General features: G+C 66.5%; 19 protein-coding genes. 12 read left to right on the forward strand and 7 right to left on the reverse strand.

Annotation, left to right across the window (positions count from 1 at the left end; genetic code table 11):
* The first annotated feature begins 2 nt into the window (after nucleotides 1-2).
* The 3 genes from recO to QQS53_RS04580 are packed head-to-tail and all read left to right on the forward strand — an operon-like array spanning nucleotide 3 to nucleotide 2,670.
* Nucleotides 3-740, forward strand: a complete 738-nt coding sequence (recO, locus tag QQS53_RS04570) for a DNA repair protein RecO (protein WP_472774729.1) — start codon at nucleotides 3-5, stop codon at nucleotides 738-740.
* A gap of 50 nt (nucleotides 741-790) precedes the next feature.
* A complete protein-coding gene (locus tag QQS53_RS04575) occupies nucleotides 791-1,543 on the forward strand; it encodes an isoprenyl transferase (RefSeq protein WP_472774730.1) in 753 nt (250 codons plus the stop codon).
* Complete coding sequence (locus QQS53_RS04580; protein WP_472774731.1) at nucleotides 1,543-2,670, forward strand: VIT1/CCC1 transporter family protein; 1,128 nt, start codon at nucleotides 1,543-1,545, stop codon at nucleotides 2,668-2,670. The genes QQS53_RS04575 and QQS53_RS04580 overlap by 1 nt, the downstream gene beginning before the upstream one ends.
* Here QQS53_RS04580 and QQS53_RS04585 read toward each other — a convergent pair.
* Both QQS53_RS04585 and QQS53_RS04590 read right to left on the reverse strand, forming a co-directional pair.
* The gene (locus QQS53_RS04585; RefSeq protein ID WP_472774732.1) at nucleotides 2,635-3,078 is read right to left on the reverse strand and encodes a Fur family transcriptional regulator; all 444 of its coding nucleotides are present in this window, start codon (nucleotides 3,076-3,078) and stop codon (nucleotides 2,635-2,637) included. The two genes, QQS53_RS04580 and QQS53_RS04585, sit on opposite strands and share 36 nt — an antisense overlap.
* 80 nt (nucleotides 3,079-3,158) lie before the next feature.
* The gene (locus QQS53_RS04590; RefSeq protein WP_472774733.1) at nucleotides 3,159-3,467 is read right to left on the reverse strand and encodes an ArsR/SmtB family transcription factor; all 309 of its coding nucleotides are present in this window, start codon (nucleotides 3,465-3,467) and stop codon (nucleotides 3,159-3,161) included.
* 334 nt (nucleotides 3,468-3,801) lie between these two features.
* Here QQS53_RS04590 and QQS53_RS04595 point away from each other — a divergent pair, with 334 nt between their 5' ends.
* The 3 genes from QQS53_RS04595 to QQS53_RS04605 are packed head-to-tail and all read left to right on the forward strand — an operon-like array spanning nucleotide 3,802 to nucleotide 6,246.
* Nucleotides 3,802-5,181 carry a glycine--tRNA ligase gene (locus QQS53_RS04595; protein ID WP_070768827.1) on the forward strand — a complete coding sequence of 460 codons (1,380 nt, stop codon included), beginning with the start codon at nucleotides 3,802-3,804 and terminating at the stop codon, nucleotides 5,179-5,181.
* 18 nt (nucleotides 5,182-5,199) lie between these two features.
* On the forward strand, nucleotides 5,200-5,733 hold the full coding sequence (locus QQS53_RS04600; protein WP_472774734.1) for a hypothetical protein: 534 nt from the start codon (nucleotides 5,200-5,202) through the stop codon (nucleotides 5,731-5,733).
* A gap of 9 nt (nucleotides 5,734-5,742) precedes the next feature.
* Nucleotides 5,743-6,246: a hypothetical protein gene (locus QQS53_RS04605; RefSeq protein WP_472774735.1), complete on the forward strand. Its 504-nt coding sequence runs from the start codon at nucleotides 5,743-5,745 to the stop codon at nucleotides 6,244-6,246.
* 42 nt (nucleotides 6,247-6,288) lie between these two features.
* Here QQS53_RS04605 and QQS53_RS04610 read toward each other — a convergent pair whose 3' ends face one another.
* Nucleotides 6,289-8,316 (reverse strand): TPM domain-containing protein, encoded by a 2,028-nt coding sequence (locus QQS53_RS04610; protein WP_472774736.1) that lies wholly within the window; start codon nucleotides 8,314-8,316, stop codon nucleotides 6,289-6,291.
* A gap of 38 nt (nucleotides 8,317-8,354) precedes the next feature.
* Between QQS53_RS04610 and QQS53_RS04615 the strand changes: the two genes are divergently transcribed.
* Nucleotides 8,355-8,975 (forward strand): YdcF family protein, encoded by a 621-nt coding sequence (locus QQS53_RS04615; RefSeq protein WP_472774737.1) that lies wholly within the window; start codon nucleotides 8,355-8,357, stop codon nucleotides 8,973-8,975.
* 40 nt (nucleotides 8,976-9,015) lie between these two features.
* On the forward strand, nucleotides 9,016-10,323 hold the full coding sequence (locus tag QQS53_RS04620) for a deoxyguanosinetriphosphate triphosphohydrolase (RefSeq protein WP_472774738.1): 1,308 nt from the start codon (nucleotides 9,016-9,018) through the stop codon (nucleotides 10,321-10,323).
* A gap of 6 nt (nucleotides 10,324-10,329) precedes the next feature.
* Here the strand turns inward: QQS53_RS04620 and QQS53_RS04625 are convergent, their stop codons facing one another.
* Nucleotides 10,330-10,575: a hypothetical protein gene (locus QQS53_RS04625; protein WP_472774739.1), complete on the reverse strand. Its 246-nt coding sequence runs from the start codon at nucleotides 10,573-10,575 to the stop codon at nucleotides 10,330-10,332.
* Nucleotides 10,562-11,011 (reverse strand): guanyl-specific ribonuclease, encoded by a 450-nt coding sequence (locus tag QQS53_RS04630; protein ID WP_472774740.1) that lies wholly within the window; start codon nucleotides 11,009-11,011, stop codon nucleotides 10,562-10,564. The genes QQS53_RS04625 and QQS53_RS04630 overlap by 14 nt, the downstream gene beginning before the upstream one ends.
* A 77-nt stretch (nucleotides 11,012-11,088) precedes the next feature.
* Between QQS53_RS04630 and dnaG the strand changes: the two genes are divergently transcribed.
* Nucleotides 11,089-13,005, forward strand: a complete 1,917-nt coding sequence (gene dnaG / locus QQS53_RS04635) for a DNA primase (RefSeq protein WP_472774741.1) — start codon at nucleotides 11,089-11,091, stop codon at nucleotides 13,003-13,005.
* 139 nt (nucleotides 13,006-13,144) lie between these two features.
* Here dnaG and QQS53_RS04640 read toward each other — a convergent pair whose 3' ends face one another.
* Nucleotides 13,145-13,417, reverse strand: a complete 273-nt coding sequence (locus QQS53_RS04640; protein ID WP_472774742.1) for a hypothetical protein — start codon at nucleotides 13,415-13,417, stop codon at nucleotides 13,145-13,147.
* Nucleotides 13,418-13,847: 430 nt separating this feature from the next.
* Here QQS53_RS04640 and wecB point away from each other — a divergent pair, with 430 nt between their 5' ends.
* The 3 genes from wecB (at nucleotide 13,848) to QQS53_RS04655 (ending at nucleotide 17,005) form a co-directional block, all read left to right on the forward strand.
* A complete protein-coding gene (gene wecB, locus QQS53_RS04645; RefSeq protein ID WP_472774743.1) occupies nucleotides 13,848-15,005 on the forward strand; it encodes a non-hydrolyzing UDP-N-acetylglucosamine 2-epimerase in 1,158 nt (385 codons plus the stop codon).
* 75 nt (nucleotides 15,006-15,080) lie between these two features.
* The gene (locus tag QQS53_RS04650) at nucleotides 15,081-16,112 is read left to right on the forward strand and encodes a Dyp-type peroxidase (protein WP_472774744.1); all 1,032 of its coding nucleotides are present in this window, start codon (nucleotides 15,081-15,083) and stop codon (nucleotides 16,110-16,112) included.
* 122 nt (nucleotides 16,113-16,234) lie between these two features.
* Entirely contained in the window at nucleotides 16,235-17,005 is a 771-nt protein-coding gene (locus tag QQS53_RS04655) for a DUF3800 domain-containing protein (protein ID WP_472774745.1), read from the forward strand.
* A 235-nt stretch (nucleotides 17,006-17,240) separates the two neighbouring features.
* Here the strand turns inward: QQS53_RS04655 and glnA are convergent, their stop codons facing one another.
* Nucleotides 17,241-18,683 carry a type I glutamate--ammonia ligase gene (glnA, locus tag QQS53_RS04660; protein WP_472774746.1) on the reverse strand — a complete coding sequence of 481 codons (1,443 nt, stop codon included), beginning with the start codon at nucleotides 18,681-18,683 and terminating at the stop codon, nucleotides 17,241-17,243.
* Between the last annotated feature and the right edge of the window lie 43 nt (nucleotides 18,684-18,726).

The following is an 18,726-nucleotide window of genomic DNA, read 5'->3' on the forward strand; positions in this document are numbered from 1 at the left end:
CCATGTCGCGGGCGTCGTACCGGGACCGCGCCTGGGTCATCCGCACCTACGATTTCGGCGAGGCCGACCGCGTGGTGGTGCTGCTGACCCGCGAGCACGGGCTGGTCCGTTCCGTGGCCAAGGGGGTGCGCCGGGCCAAGTCCCGGTTCGGCTCCCGGCTGCAGCACTTCGTCAACCTGGACGTGCAGCTCTACCCGGGCCGCAACCTGGCCACCATCTCCCAGGCCGACACCGTGGAGTACTACGGGGCCAAGATCACCTACGACTACGACCGCTACACCGCGGCCTGCGCGGCCCTGGAGTCCGCCGAGCGCCTGGCCGCCACGGACACGGACCCCTACCTGTACGAGGCCCTGCGCGCAACGTTTAGCCTGCTGCAGACCGATGCCGATCCCACCGCCGTGCTGGATTCCTTCCTGCTGCAGGCGATGGCCCACGCCGGCTGGGCACCCAGCCTCTTCGACTGTGCCCAATGCGGGGCGCCAGGCCCCCACCACGCTTTCCACCCCGCCGTCGGCGGGGCGGCCTGCCACCAGTGCCGCCCGCCCGGGGCGGCGGAGGTGGACCCGGAGACCTTGCACGTGATGTGGCTGCTGGCGCATGACCGGCTGGGGCAGGCGGAGGCATCGATAGCCGCGGTGCCCACGCGTGGGGCCCAAGCCCACCAGCTGACGCGGGCGCACCTGCAGTGGCACATCGAGCACAAGGTCACGGCGCTGGCGGTGATGGATCAGAGCTAGCCGACGCCGCCTTGCGGCAAGGTAGTGTGCAGACAGTAGAATGGGTGGCTGTGATTACTCCCGATCCGAACCGCATCCTGCACCCGCCGCAGATCCCCGCCGAATTTATGCCGAAGCACATCGCGCTCGTCATGGACGGCAACGGACGCTGGGCGCAGGAGCGCGGCATGGCGCGCACCGAGGGGCACAAGCGCGGCGAGGCGGTGCTGCTCGACGCCGTCGACGCCTGCCTGGCCATGGGCGTGGACTACCTGTCGGCCTACGCCTTTTCCACGGAGAACTGGCGGCGCAGCCCCGAAGAGGTGCGCTTTTTGATGGGCTTTAACCGCGACGTCCTTAGGCGCCAGCGCGGCTGGCTGCACGAGAAGGGCGTGCGCGTGGTCTGGGCCGGGCGGCGCCCGCGCCTGTGGCGCAGCGTGGTGCGCGAGCTGGAAGCGGCCGAGGAGCTCACCCGCGACAACACGCGGATGACCCTGGTGATGTGCGTGAACTACGGCGGCCGGGCCGAGCTGGTCGACGGCATGCGGGTCATTGCGGACAAGGTCGCGCGCGGGGAGATGCGCCCGCGCGAGATTAATGAAAAGACCATCGCCCAGCACCTCTACGACCCGGACATGCCGGACGTGGACCTTTTCCTGCGCCCGTCGGGGGAGAAGCGGACCTCGAACTTCCTGCTGTGGGAGTCGGCCTACGCGGAGATGATCTACCAGGACAAGCTCTTCCCGGACTTCACGCCGGAGGACATGTTCGCCGCCGTGGAGGAGTACGCGCGCCGCGACCGCCGATTCGGGGGGACGAAGTAGTGGCTGCTCCGGGAGAGCCGACCAAGCAGCAGATCAACCGTTGGCGGCGCTACCTGGCCAACGAGCGCGCCGAGGCGGCGGTCTACCGCGAGCTGGCGCGCAAGAAAGTCGGCGAGGAGCGCTCCATCCTGCTGCAGCTGGCGGAGTCGGAGTCCCGGCACGAGCAGTATTGGCGGGACAAGTTAGGGGATGCCGTCGGTTTCCCGCGCAAGCCGGACCTGGGCACGCGGGCGCTGGGCTTTATGGCGCAGCACTTCGGATCCGTGTTCACGCTGGCGCTGATGCAGACCGCGGAAACGCGTACCCCCTATACGGACGATATCGACGCCAGCGACCAGATGGCCGCGGACGAGCACGTCCACGCCGAGGTCGTGCGCGGGCTGGCCACGCGCGGGCGCGAGAAGATGTCGGGCAATTTCCGCGCCGCCGTCTTCGGCGCCAACGACGGGCTGGTCTCCAACCTGGCGCTGGTCATTGGCGTGATGGGCTCGGGCGCGGCATCGACGGCGGTGCTGCTGACGGGCATTTCCGGCCTGCTGGCCGGCGCGCTGTCCATGGCGGCGGGCGAATACGTCTCGGTGAAGTCCCAAAGCGAGCTGCTAGAGGCCTCCCGCCCGGCGCCGGACGCCCACACGCTGGTGCCGGACCTGGACGTCAACGCCAACGAACTCGCGCTCATCTACCGGGCCCGCGGCATGGGCGCGGAGGCCGCGGAGACCAAGGCCCAGGAGGTCTTCGACAAGATGCAGGCCCGCCAGCGCGCCGCGCACCCCTCGGCGGGGCTGGGCGCGATGGGCCTGCCGGCTGCGGACGCCGCGGGTGAGGCCGACGGCGGGGCGCCGGGGGTCATCGGCCAGGCGTGGTCGGCGGCGCTGTCAAGCTTCTGTTTCTTCGCTACCGGCGCGTTTATCCCGATCATCCCGTTCCTCTTCGGGGCCTCGACCACCGTGGGCGCGGTGGTCGCGCTGGTGCTGGTGGCCATCGCCCTGATGTTTACCGGCGGCGTGGTGGGGGTAATCTCCGGCAAGCCGCCGCTGAAGCGGGCGCTGCGCCAGCTTGCTATCGGGCTGGGTGCGGCCGGGATTACCTACCTACTCGGCGTCGGCTTCGCTGCTCTTATCGGCTAGGCGGCACTGGCGGCAGGTGCCGAAGATTTCGGCGTCGTGGCCGGTCAGTTCGAAGTCGTAGTCCTTGGCTATGCGGGCCGCCCAGTCTTCGATGGGGCCGCCGTCGATTTCCTCGGTGCGGCCGCACTTGGTGCAGACCAGGTGGTGGTGGTGCGCGTCGGAGTCGCAGTGGCGGTAAAGGGTCTCGCCGTTGGGCATGTGGAGGGCATCGACGGCATCGATATCGCTCAAGGACTGCAGGGTGCGGTAGACGGTGGTCAGGCCCACCTTTTCCTGGCGCTGCTGGAGCGCGAAGTGGATGTCCTTGGCGGAGGCGAATTTCTCCATGTCCCGCAGGACCTCGATGACGGCGGTGCGCTGACGGGTGTTGCGGGAGCCCAGCTTGGGGATACTGCTTTGGATGGCCATACCGGCTAGTTTACCAGCGTTGATACATCTACAACTACCTCTACAACCAGGAAGAGGGCGCCACCGGTCCGGTCGGGCGGCTAGTCTTTGAACTCGAGGGTGGTGCTGAGTGTGGCGGCCTGGCGGTAGATGTCCAGGATTTCCTCGGCGGCGAGCCGGTAGGTGACCTCGCGCCCGGAGCGCTCGGCGCGGACCAGGCCGGCCTGCTTGAGCACGCGCAGGTGCTGGCTGATGAGCGGCTGGGACTTGTCGAGCGCCTCGACCAGCTCGTGGACGTAGTGTTCGCGCTCGCGGAGAAGGAGGAGGATGTGGAGCCTGAGCGGTGAATCGAGCGCGCTGAGAATCCGGACCGCGGGTTCAACGTCGGCGGCGTCCTGCTTTCTACACATGCGGGGGTGTTCTTTCTCCTGCGGGCGTTGGGGTATAGGGAATTTTTACTCTTGCATTAGACCAATAATGGGCTAACTTCTATAAATTATCGCCATACTGCAACGCCAAGGTATACCAAATCCATATTGTTTAGTGTAGTCACAATGATATACCGGCCGTCCAACAGACAGCCGAAATAATAAATGGTTACCCCCGTCCACAGTGTTTGGATTGGGTGGGCTTGGAGTGCCCCCGCTGCGAGCTGGGCTGGCGGACACGCTAGACTGTGATTGACCTATATCCCCTGCAACCGGCCGGGGATTGAAATCCCGACTAGAGGAGTCAGAAACACTCATGGCATCCGTCATTGATACCGTAGTTAACCTGTGTAAACGACGTGGTTTGGTCTACCAGGCGGGTGAAATCTATGGCGGTTCCCGCTCGGCGTGGGATTACGGCCCGCTGGGGGTGGAGCTCAAGGAAAACATCAAGCGCCAGTGGTGGCGCCACATGGTCCAGTCCCGCGACGACGTCGTGGGCATTGACTCCTCCATCATCCTGCCGCGCCAGACCTGGGTGTCCTCCGGCCACGTCGAGGTCTTCACGGACCCGCTGGTGGAGTCCCTCTACACCCACAAGCGCTACCGCGCGGACCACCTGCTGGAGGCCTACGAGGAAAAGCACGGCCACGCCCCGGAAAACGGCCTGGCCGACATTAATGATCCGGAGACCGGCCAGCCGGGCAACTGGACCGAGCCGAAGGCCTTCTCCGGCCTGCTGAAGACCTACCTGGGCCCGGTCGACGACGAGGAGGGCCTGCACTACCTGCGCCCGGAGACCGCCCAGGGCATCTTCGTCAACTTCAAGAACGTGCTGACCTCGGCGCGGATGAAGCCGCCGTTCGGTATCGCCAACATCGGCAAGTCCTTCCGCAACGAGATCACGCCGGGTAACTTCATCTTCCGCACCCGCGAGTTCGAGCAGATGGAGATGGAGTTCTTCGTCAAGCCGGGCGAGGACGAGCAGTGGCACCAGTACTGGATCGACGACCGCTACAACTGGTACGTCGACCTGGGCATTAACCCGGAAAACCTGCGCCTGTACGAGCACCCGAAGGAGAAGCTGTCCCACTACTCCAAGCGCACGGTGGACGTGGAATACGCCTTCGGCTTCACCGGCTCCAAGTGGGGCGAGCTCGAGGGCGTGGCCAACCGTACGGACTACGACCTGCGCGTGCACGCGGAAGGCTCCGGCGAGGATCTGTCCTACTACGACCAGCAGGCCGACGAGCGCTGGATCCCGTACGTCATCGAGCCGGCCGCCGGCCTGGGCCGCTCCATGATGGCCTTCCTGGTGGACGCCTACCACGAGGAGGAGGCCCCGAACGCGAAGGGCGGCACCGACAAGCGCGTCGTGCTGCGCCTTGACCGCCGCCTGTCGCCGGTCAAGGTCGCGGTCCTGCCGCTGTCTAAGAAGCCGGAGCTGTCTACCCCGGCCAAGGAGCTGGCGGACAAGCTGCGCGCGCACTGGAACATCGACTACGATGTCTCCGGCGCCATCGGCCGCCGCTACCGCCGCCAGGACGAGATCGGCACGCCGTTCTGCGTGACCTTCGACTTCGACTCCCTGGAGGACGGCGCGGTCACCGTGCGCGAGCGCGACACCATGGAGCAGGAGCGCGTCAAAATCGACGAGCTGGAAGCCTACCTGGCTGCTCGCCTCATCGGCTGCTAAGAGGGAGAAGGCATAACCATGCACTTCACAAGTTGGGACCGCAGCGACAAGGAGCAGCCGACGTTGCTGGTGGGCCGGGGGCCGGAGGAGCTGGGCTCCTTCACCGCCTCCGGCGCGGAGGTCGACGGCCAGCACTGGCGCACCGAAGTCGATGAGCAGCTGGGGGCCTCGGCCACCTCGGACGACGGGCGCACCTACCGCCTGGCCGGCAACCTGAAAAAGGACAAGACCCTACAGGCCTCCCTGGAGGGCCGCACCTTCAGCCTGGTCAACGAGTCGGGCAGCAACTGGGTCATCTTCGACGTCAATGACCACAAGGTCGCCCAGTTCAGCGGCGCCAACAACGGCGTGCGCGAGGCGATCCTGGAATTCGACAACGCCGAGGATGATTCCGACCCGGACTCCGCGCTGGACTTAAACCGCCAGGAGGTGGCGGCGCTGAGCTGGTTTAGCCGCGTCGTCCTGGAGAACCGGTTGTCCCAGCGCTCCGTGGCCATCATCGGCACCTTGATTTTGCTCTCTGCGGTGGCGGTGCTGGCGGTTCTGATTTAAACTGCATCCGTGAATGACAAGGCGGGTGTATTTAACGGGCACTCCGGCCACCGGGTAGAGGCCCAATTGCGCTGGAGCGGTGGTCGTTTGCTGGATGCGGCAGACGGCGTCATCGCCAGCGCTAACGACGAGGTCCTCACCGTGGCCGGAGATCATCTGCTGCTCGAAAACCTGGGCAGCCAGATGCGCTTCCGCCTGCGCGGAACGTCCTCCCAGGGGACGTTTTTCAACCTCCAGCAGACCACCTTCTCGGTCTCCCGCCTGTCCGCCACCTGCGGGCCCCGCCGCTATATCCTGGAGCGCACCCGGCCCTTTAAGCGGGAACGCTGCGTGAAGGTCCTGGGCACGGGGGAGGACGCCCCGGTGACTATCGCGCGCACCAGCCCGCAGCTGGGAGGGGACCTTGTGGTCACCCGCACCCCGGCCGGCGAGGCCCTCCCGCTGGCGGACCTAGCCTTTTTGACCTGGGGGATTAGCCTGGTCGACCTGCCGCGCCAGACCCGGCGCATCTAGCCCTCCCGCGAGCGGGAGGGGCAAGCGGACAATTGAGAGAGGCTAGAAGGCGCCGCCGCGGCCGCCGCCGCTGAAGCCGCCGCCCCCGCCGAAGCCGCCGCCGAAACCGCCGCGGTTGCCGCCGCCGAGCAGCTGGCCGATGACCATGCCGGTGACCACGTTGCCGGCGACATTGCCGGCCTGCGCGCGGCGCTGGGAGCGGCGGTAGTCGTCGATGTCGCTCTTGGCCCGCTGCAGCGCGGCCTGGGCGGCGGCCAGCGCCTGCCGGGCGGAATCGAGGGCGCGCTGGATATCGGACTTCTTGTACTGCAGCGCCTGGGCGCGCAGGCGCTCCGCGTCTGCCAGGGCCGTGCGCGCGGAGGCGCCGATGAGCCGCCCGCGCGAGGAGATGAGATCCTCGGCGGCCTGGATCTGCGCGGCTGCGGCGCTAAGCTGCTGGTCCAGCAGCGCCAGCTGGCGCGCGTGGGTCGAGGTGACCTCGCGGACGCGGTCCAAGGCCTGATCGACCTCGGTGTCGATGGTGGCCAGCTCCGTGTAGCAGCCCAGCGGATCGTCCCCGCCCTCGGTGCGGGCACGCTCGAGGGAGCGCTGGGCGCGGCCGACCAGCTCGTCCAGGGCGGCCCAGTCGGCGGCGGTGCCCTGGGACTGGCCCTGCTGCTTGAGGCGCTCGGCCTCGGCGAGCTCCTCGTCGACCTCGGCAATCAACGCGCCCAGCTGGGACTTGGCGGTGGCGATATTGGTCTCGGCGTTTTCCACGCCGGTCAGCAGCCGGTTGGCCACCTCGAGGGCGTGCTCGCAGGAACGGATGGCGTCGATAAGCCCGCCCTGCTGGCCCGCCGGCCGGGCGGCAATGCCGCGGGCGCGCTCTAAGTCCTTGTCCACCTCGTCCAGGCTGACCGCGGCCATCTCGACGTTGTCGGCGATGGATTCGAGCATCTCGGCCGAGTAGTCGGCCTGCAGCGACTCCCAGGTGGCCTGCGCCTGCGGCTGGCGGGCGCGCAGGTCGACCACGCGCTGGGTCAGCTCGTCGAGCTTGCTGTCCGCGGTGGCCAGCAGGTTGCGCATCTCGGCGAATTCCTCGGCCTGCTCGTCCAGGGCCCGGTCCGCCTGCCCGCAGGAGGAGATGATGTCGACCAGCATCTGGCGGCGCTGGGACTCGGATTCCGGGATCGAATCATCCAGGCGCTGGCGGATGTCGAAGGCCTTGCGCAGCGTGGCGGTGGAGTGGTTCATCGCGCGGGTGAACTGGCGGGTGCGCTCCGCCCCGAACTCGGCCTGGGCCAGCTGGAGTTCCTCTTTGCCGCGGCGGATGGACTCGTCGGTGGAGACCAGCTCCTCGCGGGCGCGCTCCTCCAGGGTTTCCAGCGGCAGGGCGCCCAGCCGGCGGGTGTCGGCCGGGTCGATGCTGCGGGCATCGGTCAGCGTGGCCTGCGACTGCTTCTTGGTCTTGCGGCGCGAATAGGCCCAGATGCCGCCGCCGGCCGCGGCGAGTGCGGCCCCGCCGCCCAGCAACCAGCCGGTGCCGCCGGCGCCCTCGTCGCCGCGCCCCTTGTTGAGCGCCTCCTCGACGACGGCCTGCGCCGCACCGGGGAAGTCGTCGGCGGCCAGGCGGGCATAGGCGGCGTCGTAGAGCCGGTCGATATCACTCTGGTTCCATTCGCCGCCCACGTAGACGCCGGCGTCCCGGGCGTCCACGTTGACCACGAAGGCGGCGGTGTTCTGCCCGCGGGAGTTGACCACCTGTTGGGCGTAGTCCTGGGCCTGCAGGCCGGACAGGTCGTTGGAGTAGATGATGTAGAGCAGGCGCTGCTGCTCGGTCTGCAGCTCCGAAATCTGCTCGGACAGCTGGCTGATCTCGGCGTCCGAGAGCACGCCGGCCTCGTCCGTGACCGGCTGGCGCACCTGGCTAGGCTCCAGCGCGAGGACCTGCCCGTGTTCGCCCGGCGCCGCCGTTGCCTCCAGGGCGACCGGGGCGGCGCAGGCCACCAGCGCGGCGGCGGAAATGGCTGACAGCCGCAGCGGCAGCCGGGAGTTTGCGACGGGGTGGGGCAGGTGAACGCGCTTTGTCATGGCCACCAGAATACCGTGTTGCTGGCATACTGGGCACGGTGAAACCAGCCGCAACACAACCTTCCCGCACGCCTGCGGCGCCGGCCTGGATCGCGGTCCTCGGCACCGCGCAATACGACGGGGTGGCCTCCCGCGTGCTCGCCGCGCGCATCGCCACCGCCATCCAGCTCGCACTTGGGCACCCGGCCGCCGCGGTTTTCACCCTGGGCGGCAACCTGCCCGGCGACCGCTTCACCGAGGCCGGCGTGGCGGCCCGGGACCTTGTGGCAGGCGGCATCGACAGCGCCCGGGTCATGGCCCTGCCGGAGGGCAACGACACCGCCGGCTCCCTGGCCGCGCTGGCCCGCGAGGTCTCCGCGCGCGGGCTGGGCGCCGGCGTCATTGTCACCGATCCGCTGCACCGCGCGCGGACTGCCGCCCTGGCCCGGCGGGCCGGCCTGCGCGCTCGCACCTGCGGGGCGCGCGACTGCCCGCAGCGCTTCCCGCACCGTTCCTGGTGGCGCGCGGCCGCCCACGAGGGCGGGGGACTGGCCGTCCTCGGCGCGGAGCTGACCGTCGGCGCCCACCGGGCGCGGCAGCTGCGCGGGGTGCTGCACGGCATCGAAAACCGCCTGCGGCCCTCGCGGGCCCGCCGCAACCATTTCCTACGCGCCGATTAGCCAACCGGCCGCGGCCCGGCCCGGCGTTTAGACTGGCAGGGTGACCTATAGCTACCAACCCGCCGACCGCGCCCGCCGCAGCCCGGAAGGGACCAAGGGCTCGAGCTTTCCTTCCGGCAGCGCTGCCGATGCCGACCATCGCGGCGCCTTCGCCCGCGACCGCGCCCGCGTGCTGCACTCGGCCGCGCTGCGCCGCCTGGCGGACAAGACCCAGGTGGTCGGCCCCCACGACGGGGACACCCCGCGCACGCGGCTGACCCACTCGCTAGAGGTCGCCCAGATCGCCCGCGGCATCGGCTCCGGCCTGGGGCTGGATCCGGACCTGTGCGACATGGCCGGCCTGACCCACGACATCGGCCACCCGCCCTACGGGCACAACGGCGAGAACGCGCTCAACGAGGTCGCCGCGGACTGCGGCGGCTTCGAAGGCAACGCGCAGACCCTGCGCATCCTGAGCTTCCTCGAGCCGAAGATCCTCGGTGTCGGCGCGGAAAGTGAGACCTCCTACGGGCTCAACCTGACGCGCGCGGCCCTGGACGCGGCGTGCAAGTACCCGCGCACCAAGACCAACCCGGACGGCACCACCAACCGCAAATACGGCTGCTACGACCAGGACGCGGCCACGCTGGAGTGGCTGCGCGCCGGGCACGCCGACGACCTGCCCTCCATGGAGGCCCAGGCCATGGACTTCTCCGACGACATCGCCTATTCCGTCCACGACGTCGAGGACGGGGTGGTCTCCGGCCGCATCTCCCTGCAGGTGCTCTGGGACCTGGTGGAGCTGGCCGCCCTGGCCGACAAGGGCGCGCACGCCTTCGGCGGCACGGCCGAGGAGCTGCTGGCTGCTGCCGATTCCCTGCGCCGCCTGCCGGTGGTCAACCGCGCCGCGGACTTCAACCACACCCTGGACGACTACGTCGCGCTCAAGCAGCTGACCTCGGAGCTGGTGGGCCGCTACGTCGGCGCGACGGTGGAGGCCACGCGGGCGGCCAACACGGACCTGTTGGCCAGCAACCAGCTGGGCCGCCAGCACGGCCGCCTGGTGGTCCCGCCGCTAGCGGACGCGGAGGTGCGGCTGCTGAAGACCATCGCGGTCCTCTACGTCATGGACGAGCCGACCCACCTGGCCCGCCAGGATCGGCAGCGCGAAAGAATCTACCGCGTCTTCGACTACCTGACCGCCGGCGCGCCGGGGGCGCTGGACCCGATGTTCAGGCTCTGGTACGAGCAGGCGGAGACCCCGGCGCAGCGCTGCCGAGTCATCGTGGACCAGATCGCGTCCATGACCGAGTCCCGCCTGGAGCGGGTGGCCCGCCAGTCCGCGGACCTGGCCGGCTTCTACGACTAGGCGCGGCTAGCGCAGCAGACGCACGCCGAGGTCGTCGAGCACCCGGCGCAGGCGCCGCGAGTCGGCCTCGGGCAGGCACCAGTCGGCGCAGACGATGGAATCCAGGCCGAGCTCGCGCAGGAAGTCGGCTAGGGCGTCGAGATTGCGCGGGGCGGGGCGCTCACCGGCCTGGCGCAGGTTGCCCAGCGCCCGGTAGAAGTCGGCCTCGCTGCGCAGGCAGTCCGTAATCAGTACGCGTTTAGTGTTCGGCATCTGGGATCTCGCAGAAGCTTTCGTAGTGGTCGGAGGTGTAGTACCAGTGCTCGGGGTCGGTCTCGCTGCCGCCGCCGGTCACGATCCGGCGCTCGCCGCGGTGGTTAATCCCCGGGGTCTCCACGGTGTACTCGCGGTAGTAACCGGAGGCCTGGTCCGGCAGGACGCCCTCGTAGTTGCCGAAGCGCTGGTTGTCATTGTCCGGGTGCGGGTAGGGCCCGCCGGCCTGAATGGTCTCCACGGTCTCGGCGGCCTCGTCCGGCAGGGTGGACAGCTCACACGTATCATTCTCTGCCGACGCCGCGGTCTCCGAGCCCGCACCCGAGCCGGAGCCATTGCCGCCTAAGTCGAGGCCGAAGTAGCCCGCGATGAGAACCACCGCGAGCCCGCCTAGGGCCACCGGCCACGATTTTTGGGAGCTACCGCTTTTCGCCATGGCTTTAAGTTGTAACAGGTGTGCCAGCCGATACCGAAATTGGGCGCCGGTTTGCCGCGCTGGGTACGCTATTACACATGGCGCGAGGCAGGATTCCGGAAAGCGATATTCAGCAGATCCGAGAGCGTGCACCGATTGAGGAGATCGTGGGCGAATACGTCCAGCTCAAACCGGCGGGGCACGACTCCATGAAAGGCCTGTCTCCCTTCAAGGACGAAAAGACCCCGTCCTTCCACGTGCGCCCCCAGCGCGGCTATTTCCACTGCTTTTCCACGGGCAAGGGCGGCGACGTGTTCACCTTCCTGATGGAGATGGAACAGCTCAGCTTCCCGGAGGCCGTCGAAGCCGTCGCGCAGAAGATCGGCTACCACATCAACTACCAGGGCGGGACCACCGGCGCCCGCGACGTGAAGCCGGGCACCCGCCAGCGGCTTATCCAGGCCAACAAGGCCGCGCACGAGTTCTACCGCCAGCAGCTGGAGACCCCGGAGGCCGCCACGGCCCGCAACTTCCTGCTGGATCGCGGTTTTTCCCAGCAGGTCATCTACGACTTCGAGTGCGGCTACGCCCCGGACGGCTGGGACACGCTGACCAAATACCTGCTGCGCATGGGCTTCGACTACGAGGAGCTGGAGGCCGCCGGGCTGGCCAAGATGGGCCGGCGCGGACCCATCGACCGCTTCCACCGCCGCCTGCTCTGGCCGATCAAGGACATGGCCGGCAACGTCATCGGCTTCGGCGCGCGCAAGCTCTTCGACGACGACAACCTGGGCAAATACATGAACACCCCGGAGACCATGCTCTACCACAAGTCCAAGGTGCTCTTTGGGCTGGACGTGGCGAAGTCGAGCATCGCCAAGCAGCGCCAGGCCGTCATCGTGGAAGGCTATACGGACGTGATGGCCATGTACGCGGCCGGGGTGCCCAACGCGGTGGCCTCCTGCGGCACGGCTTTTGGCGGGGAGCACCTGCAGCTGCTGCGGCGGCTGATGCTGGATGATAGCTATTTCAACGGTGAGCTCATCTACACCTTCGACGGCGACGAGGCCGGGCAGAAGGCCGCCCTGCGCGCCTTCGAGGGCGAGCAGAAATTCACCGGCCAGTCCTTTGTCTCCATCGCCCCGGACGGGATGGACCCGTGCGATCTGCGGCTCAAGCGCGGCGATGCCGCCGTGCGCGAGCTGGTCGCCGACCGCATCCCCATGTTCGAGTTCGTCATCGAGTCGCTGATTTCCGGCTACCGGATTGATACCGCCGAGGGCCGCCTGCAGGCCCTGCGCCGCGCGGTCCCCGTCGTCGCGCAGATCCGCGACAAGCCCCTGCAGCGCGAATACGCCCGCCGCCTGGCCGGCTGGGTGGGCTGGCCGGATCCGGAAGAGGTCATGCACCAGGTCGACCAGGCCGCCCGCGACAACCGCTCCCAGGCCCAGCGCAAGCCGGTCATGCAGGCCAAGCGCTTCGACAACGCGCAGGCCCAGCCCGCCCAGCAGGACGTGCCGGCCATCCGCCCGCCCAGCCCCAACGAGACGCACCTGTGGCCGCAGCGCGAGGCCCTCAAGCTGGCCCTCCAGCACCCGGCCGTGGTGGGCGAGTACTTCGACGGCCTGCCGGCGGATTCCTACACCAACGACGCCTACCGGACCGTGCGGGAGGCCATCGCCGCAGAGGGCGGCGCGGTGCGCGGCGCGCAGCTGCCTAACGTCGAGTGGCTCGCCGCCGTGGCCGGCCAGATGCGCGATCTCACCGGCCGGAACTTCGTCTCGGAGCTGGCCGTGGAAACCATCCTGCCCACCGGCGATATCCCGCTGGAAAGCTACGCCGACTCCGTGCTGTCCCGCCTGCAGGAATCCCGCGTGGCCGACCAGATCGCCCAGCTCAAGGCGCGCCTGGGCCGCATGCGCCCCAGCGACGACGAGCGCGCCTACAACAGCCTCTTCGCCGATCTGGTCGCCTTGGAGCAGGCCCGCCGCGAGCTGAACGAGCGGGCGCTGTAGCCACCCCGCAACCGTGCCGGTAGCGGCGGCGTATAGACAAAAAACGCGCGGGGAGACTCGCAGGCGCGGAGGAAAAATAAGGCGCGGGCCCTAGTAGGCCCGCGCTCGCGTTCGGCTAATCGGTCGGTAGTCCTTGGTGCTAATCCTCGTCGGGTTCGTAGATGCGATCCCGGGGGATATCCGGCTGCCCGGTCGACCGGGTGCCGCGGGAACGCAGGTCCTTGATCTCCCGCATGCGCGGCTCCGGGTCCAGCCGGTTGGCCACGGCCTTGCGCGCGGAGCGCAGGGCGGACTTGGTGGCGGGGGAATTGACGGCCTTCTGGTAGGCACCCTTGATCTGGTGATAACGCTTGCGGCCGGCCTTAGTGCCGAAGACGTACCCGGCTGCGGCGCCAACAACGAACTGAATCATGGGCGGTAGATTACTCCCTTGCGAAAATCGGCGATAGGTGTGGTGCTTTTTACGCTCCCAGCCTACCTATTTTCCCTCCCCGCCCGAACGGGGGTGAGGGCGGCGAAGTGTTTTCCTAGTCTTCCGTATATGCATTCGGCACTATATATTTAAGGGGTGGATATGGGAATGATGCCGGCCGTACCCGCTGCTAATGAGACCGCAGCGGGCCTGGCGTGGGCCGCTTTGCTGCTGGCGGGTTCACAGGAAGCGGCCTAGAAAACACGGCGGAAACGGCGCGGGCGGCCGGCCCGTGCGGACGCGGCGGGGGAGCGCGCGAAATTCACCTTCCTGCGGGCGGCATAACGGTAGCGGGATTGTTTCGGCCTAGGTAAGGTCATTACAAGTTAACCGACTCATTTTGTCTTCCTAAATTCGCCAAAGGAGCGTAATGCCTGCCCCGAAGATCATGACGGTCTACGGTACCCGCCCAGAAGCCATCAAGGTGGCGCCGGTCATCAAGGCCCTCGACCAGGATGATCGTTTTGAATCCGTACCGGTGTCCACCGGCCAGCACAAGGAGATGCTCGAGCAGGTCAACTCCATGTTCGGGATTACTCCGGCCCACGATCTGGGGCTGATGAAGCCGGGGCAGGGCTTGAACGAACTGGTCTCCCGCGCGCTGGTAGGCCTGGACGAGGTCATCGCCCAGGAAAACCCGGACGCGATCATCTCCCAGGGGGATACCTCCACCGCGATGGCCGCGGCGCTGGCCGGCTTCCACCGCGGTGTCAAGGTCATCCACCTGGAGGCCGGCCTGCGTACCGGCGATATTTCCTCCCCGTTCCCGGAGGAGGCCAACCGTAGGATCATCGGGCAGGTCGCGGCCTTGCACCTGGCGCCGACCGAGGGCGCGATGGAAAACCTGCGCAAGGAGAACTTCCGCAGCAAGGACATCGTGGTCACGGGCAACACCGTCATCGACGCGCTGCTGGAGGCCGCCGGCTGGGACACCGAGTTTGCCGACCCGGCGCTGCAGGCAGCCGCGGCCACGGATAAGCGCTTGGTCGTGGTGACCACCCACCGCCGGGAGAACCTGGACGCGATGAAGAATATCGGCGACGCGGTCGCCGACCTGGCCGCAGAATATCCAGACACCTACTTCGCCCTGCCGTTGCACCTGAACCCGAAGGTGCGCCAGGCGGTGCTGCCGGAGGTAGAAAATCTGGACAACGTCATCATCACGGACCCGCTGCCGTACGACCAGTTCACCCAGCTGCAAAACCGCGCGAGCATCATCCTGACCGACTCCGGCGGGGTCCAGGAGGAGGCCCCGGCGCTGGGCAAGCCGGTGCTGGTGATGCGCTCGAATACCGAGCGCCCCGAGGCCGTCGTGGCCGGCACCGTCAAACTGGTCGGCACCGACCGCGACCTCATTACCGCGGAGGCGCGCCTGCTGCTTGAGGACGACGCCGCCTACGCCGCCATGGCGAATGCGGTCAACCCCTACGGCGACGGCCAGGGCGCGGCGCGCTCGGTGGCCGCCATCACGAAGCTGTTCGGCCTGGGCGAGCGCCTGCCGGACTTCGCGCCGTCCGCCGCGGACTAGGGCGCCCGCCCCGGGGCGGAATTTGCCGCCGCGTTCCGCCGGTTGGGGCGCACCCGACCTCCTATACTGGGGAACATGCAACCCCATGAGCTTTCCCAGACGATCATCCTTCCGCAGACCAAGGTGGCCTTCTTTATCAACCTCACGGTGCCCGAGGGCCAAGAACAGGCGGCCATCGATGCCCTGACCGGCCTGGCCGGCACCGTCGACGGCGTCAGCTTCCGCGATCCTCATTCACACCTGAGCGCCGTGGTAGGCATTGGCTCCCAGCTGTGGGATCGGCTTTTCGACCCGTCTACCGCGCCGAAGCCGGAGGGGTTGCACGACTTCGTTCCGTTGGAGGGCGATAAGCACTCCGCGCCCTCGACGGGCGGGGACCTGTTCTTCCACATCCGCTCGGACGAATTCGACCGCGCCTTCGAGCTGACCCGCCGCATCAAGGGGCTGTTGGGCGACGAGGTGGAAACCCTCGATGAGGTCCACGCCTTCCGCTACATGGATTACCGCGACCCGCTGGGCTTCGTGGACGGCACCGAGTCCCCGCAGGGTCGCGCGGGCGCCGACGCCGCGCTAATTGCCGAGGGCCAGTGGGCCGGCGGCAGCTACATCGTGGAGCAGAAATACACCCACAACCTGAAGGACTGGGAGGAAATCGGCGTCGAGGAGCAGCAGCGCGTTATCGGCCGCACCAAGGCCGAGGACATCGAGTTCGACGACGCTGAGAAGCCGCACAACAGCCACGTCTTCCTGAACTCTGTGGAGGACGCCGACGGCAACTCCCTGGAGATCGTCCGCGACAACCTGGCCTTCGGCAAGGGCACCGGCGAGCAAGGCACCTTCTTCATGAGCTACGCCAACGACGTCCGCGTGACCGAGCTGATGTTGCGCCGCATGTTCCTGGGCGAGCCCCGCGGCAACTACGACCGCATCCTTGATTTTTCCACCCCGCTGACGGGCGCGAACTTCTTCGCCCCGCCGCAGGAATTTATCGACGCCGCCGACGAGTACGTGTGCCCCGGCCTCCTGCCGGACGACGACGCCCCGGCCGATCCCAGCCAGCCCGCCACGCAGCTGAGCGCCGCCAAGGGGCTCTACCCGCAGGACTAGCGGCTTTTCGCACCGCCCTGGGAGAACACACCAGGGCGGATTTTGCTGGTGTTGGAGATTGCGGAGTCTCAGGCTCGGTAGAATACACAATTCGATCTGGATGACTTCGGTAAACTGAACTCATGGACAGCTTGTCTCCCAAGAGCCCTCCGCAAGTCCACCTTCCGTTGTCTACGGAGGGAGTGGCGTACTTCGTGGATGAGGCGGGGAGTAAAGGTTCTCTCGGGAAACACTTTGTGACAGCAGCGGTGAGGACTACTGATCCGGATAAGCTCTCTAGAGCTATCAAAGCCTGTCGCGATAGAAACAATTTTACGAAAGCCGAAGAAATAAAATTTTCCAAGGTGACAAAGAATTCCGAGCCCATACTTGCTGAGCTATTTGCGGAAGCAGTGTCAGCAGGATGCACCTTTGGAGCGTTTGTATTAGATAAACGGCATTTTGACCCGTGGTCTAACAGGGATCAGTGGCAGGGACACCGCTTTGCTACCGACCGGTTGCTTCGAGGGCTTATCACTCGGCGCGAAGTGAGTGTGCTGATGGTGGATCACATTGATGTCCCAGAAGGGATTTCGTATGGTGATGAGCTTGCTGCTTGCTTAAATAAACGGTTTGGAAACAAGCGAGTGATTACCGCAGTTAGTCTCGATTCTAGGACTTGCCCTCCACTGCAAATCGCTGATTTGTTGGCTAGCGCGGTCTTTCACGCGAGAAAGAAGATTGAAGACAATGGGTTGGAGGACTTTCTCGACGACAAAACACCTAAGGCGCGATTGGCGAAAGATATTGCGGCTACATTAGGTGAAACGTGCTTCAACGATTGTCGAACCGATCTGCTGAAACTCCAAACAAGCCATGAGCTATCCTTGACAGAACTTAGGGGTGGGGTATGATCCAATTAGGCGCTGAAGCCTTAGTCTCAGACTAGAAGCAAGCGCCCGATGGGCCGAGTCGCAGACTCATTACCCATGAAAAGCGGATCCCATACCGCAACACTTACCGTACTTATCGCGACGCCCCACTTGATAAAGCGGGGCGTTTGCTTTTGTCTACACTCCTTTTCCTTATGTGCTATAACCCGCTGAACTGGGAAAATGCAAACCCAGGGACGGGGTAGTCTCCCAGGAATTAGACGTTGTAGTACAGCTCGAATTCCTTCGGGGATGGGCCCTGCCGCAGGGGCAGGATTTCCCGGTCGAATTTGAGGCGGGCGTAGGCCTCGAGGAAGTCCTCGGTCATGACGTCGCCGGCGGTGAGGAACTCGTGGTCGGCCTCGAGTGCCGCGAGCGAGGACTCCAGGGAGTGGGGGACCTGGGGGATATCCTTGCGCTCCTGCGGGGAGAGCTCGTAGAGGTCCTTGTTCACCGGCTCGCCGGGCTCGATGCGGTTGAGGATGCCGTCGATGCCGGCCATCATCTGCGCGGTAAACGCAAGGTAGGGGTTGGCCGAAGGATCGGGCGCGCGGAACTCAATGCGCTTGGCCTTCGGGTTTTCTCCGGTCAGCGGGATGCGGATGGCCGCGGAGCGATTGGACTGGGAATAGGCCAGGTTGACCGGGGCCTCGAAGCCGGAGAATAAACGGCGGTAGGAATTGACGGTGGGGTTGGTCAGCGCCAGCACCGCCGGCGCGTGCTTGAGCAGCCCGCCGATGTAGTAGCGGGCGGTATCGGACAGGCCGGCGTAGCCGGTCTCGTCGTAGAAAAGCGGCTTGCCGTCCTTCCACAGTGACTGGTGGGCGTGCATGCCGGAACCGCCGTCGCCGGCCAAGGGCTTGGGCATAAACGTGGCGGTTTGCCCGTGGCTTTCCGCGGTATTGCGCACCACGTATTTGAAGGCCTGCATGTCGTCGCCGGCCCTAAGCAGGTTGGCGAAGCGGTAGTTGACCTCCTGGATGCCGCCCGTGGCGACCTCGTGGTGGAAGCGCTCGACATCGAAGCCGATGAGCTCCAGGTTATAGGCGATGTCATCGCGCACCGGGATGGTCTTGTCATAAGGAGCAACCGGGAAGTAGCCGTCGTTGATGCGGATCTGGTTACCGCGGTTCGGGCTGCCGTCCATCATGGTTTCCTCCCCCGAGCGCCACCAGCCCTCGTCCGAGTCGACCTGGTGGAAGGAGTGGTTCACGCCGGAGGAATAACGGACCGAGTCGAAGACGTAGAACTCCGCCTCCGCGCCGATGGAGCAGGTATCGGCGATACCGGTCTCCTGCAGGTAGGTCTCCGCATTCTGGGCGATGGAGCGCGGGTCGCGGGAGTAAGAGGCCTGGGAGAGGGGATCCCGGACGAAGAACTGCATGTTCAGCGTCTTGTGGGCGCGGAACGGGTCGAGATACGCCGTGCCCGGATCGGGGATGAGCGTCATGTCCGACTTATCAACGGTGGCGAAACCGGGGATGGAGGAGCCGTCGAAGGCAAAACCTTCGCGGGCGGTCTCCTCCGTTAGCAGGCGGGCGGGCACGGTCAGGGCATGCTCGGCGCCAAACACGTCGCTGAAGCGGATATCGAGGTAGCGGACCTGCTCCGCCTGGATGAAGTCGATGACATCGTGGACTGAGGAAGCTTGAAAGCTCACTGTGGAAAAACACGCCTTAGGGTGTAGTTGGGGATGGGAAGAC

It is taken from the genome of Corynebacterium sp. 2571A (genome assembly GCF_055700935.1).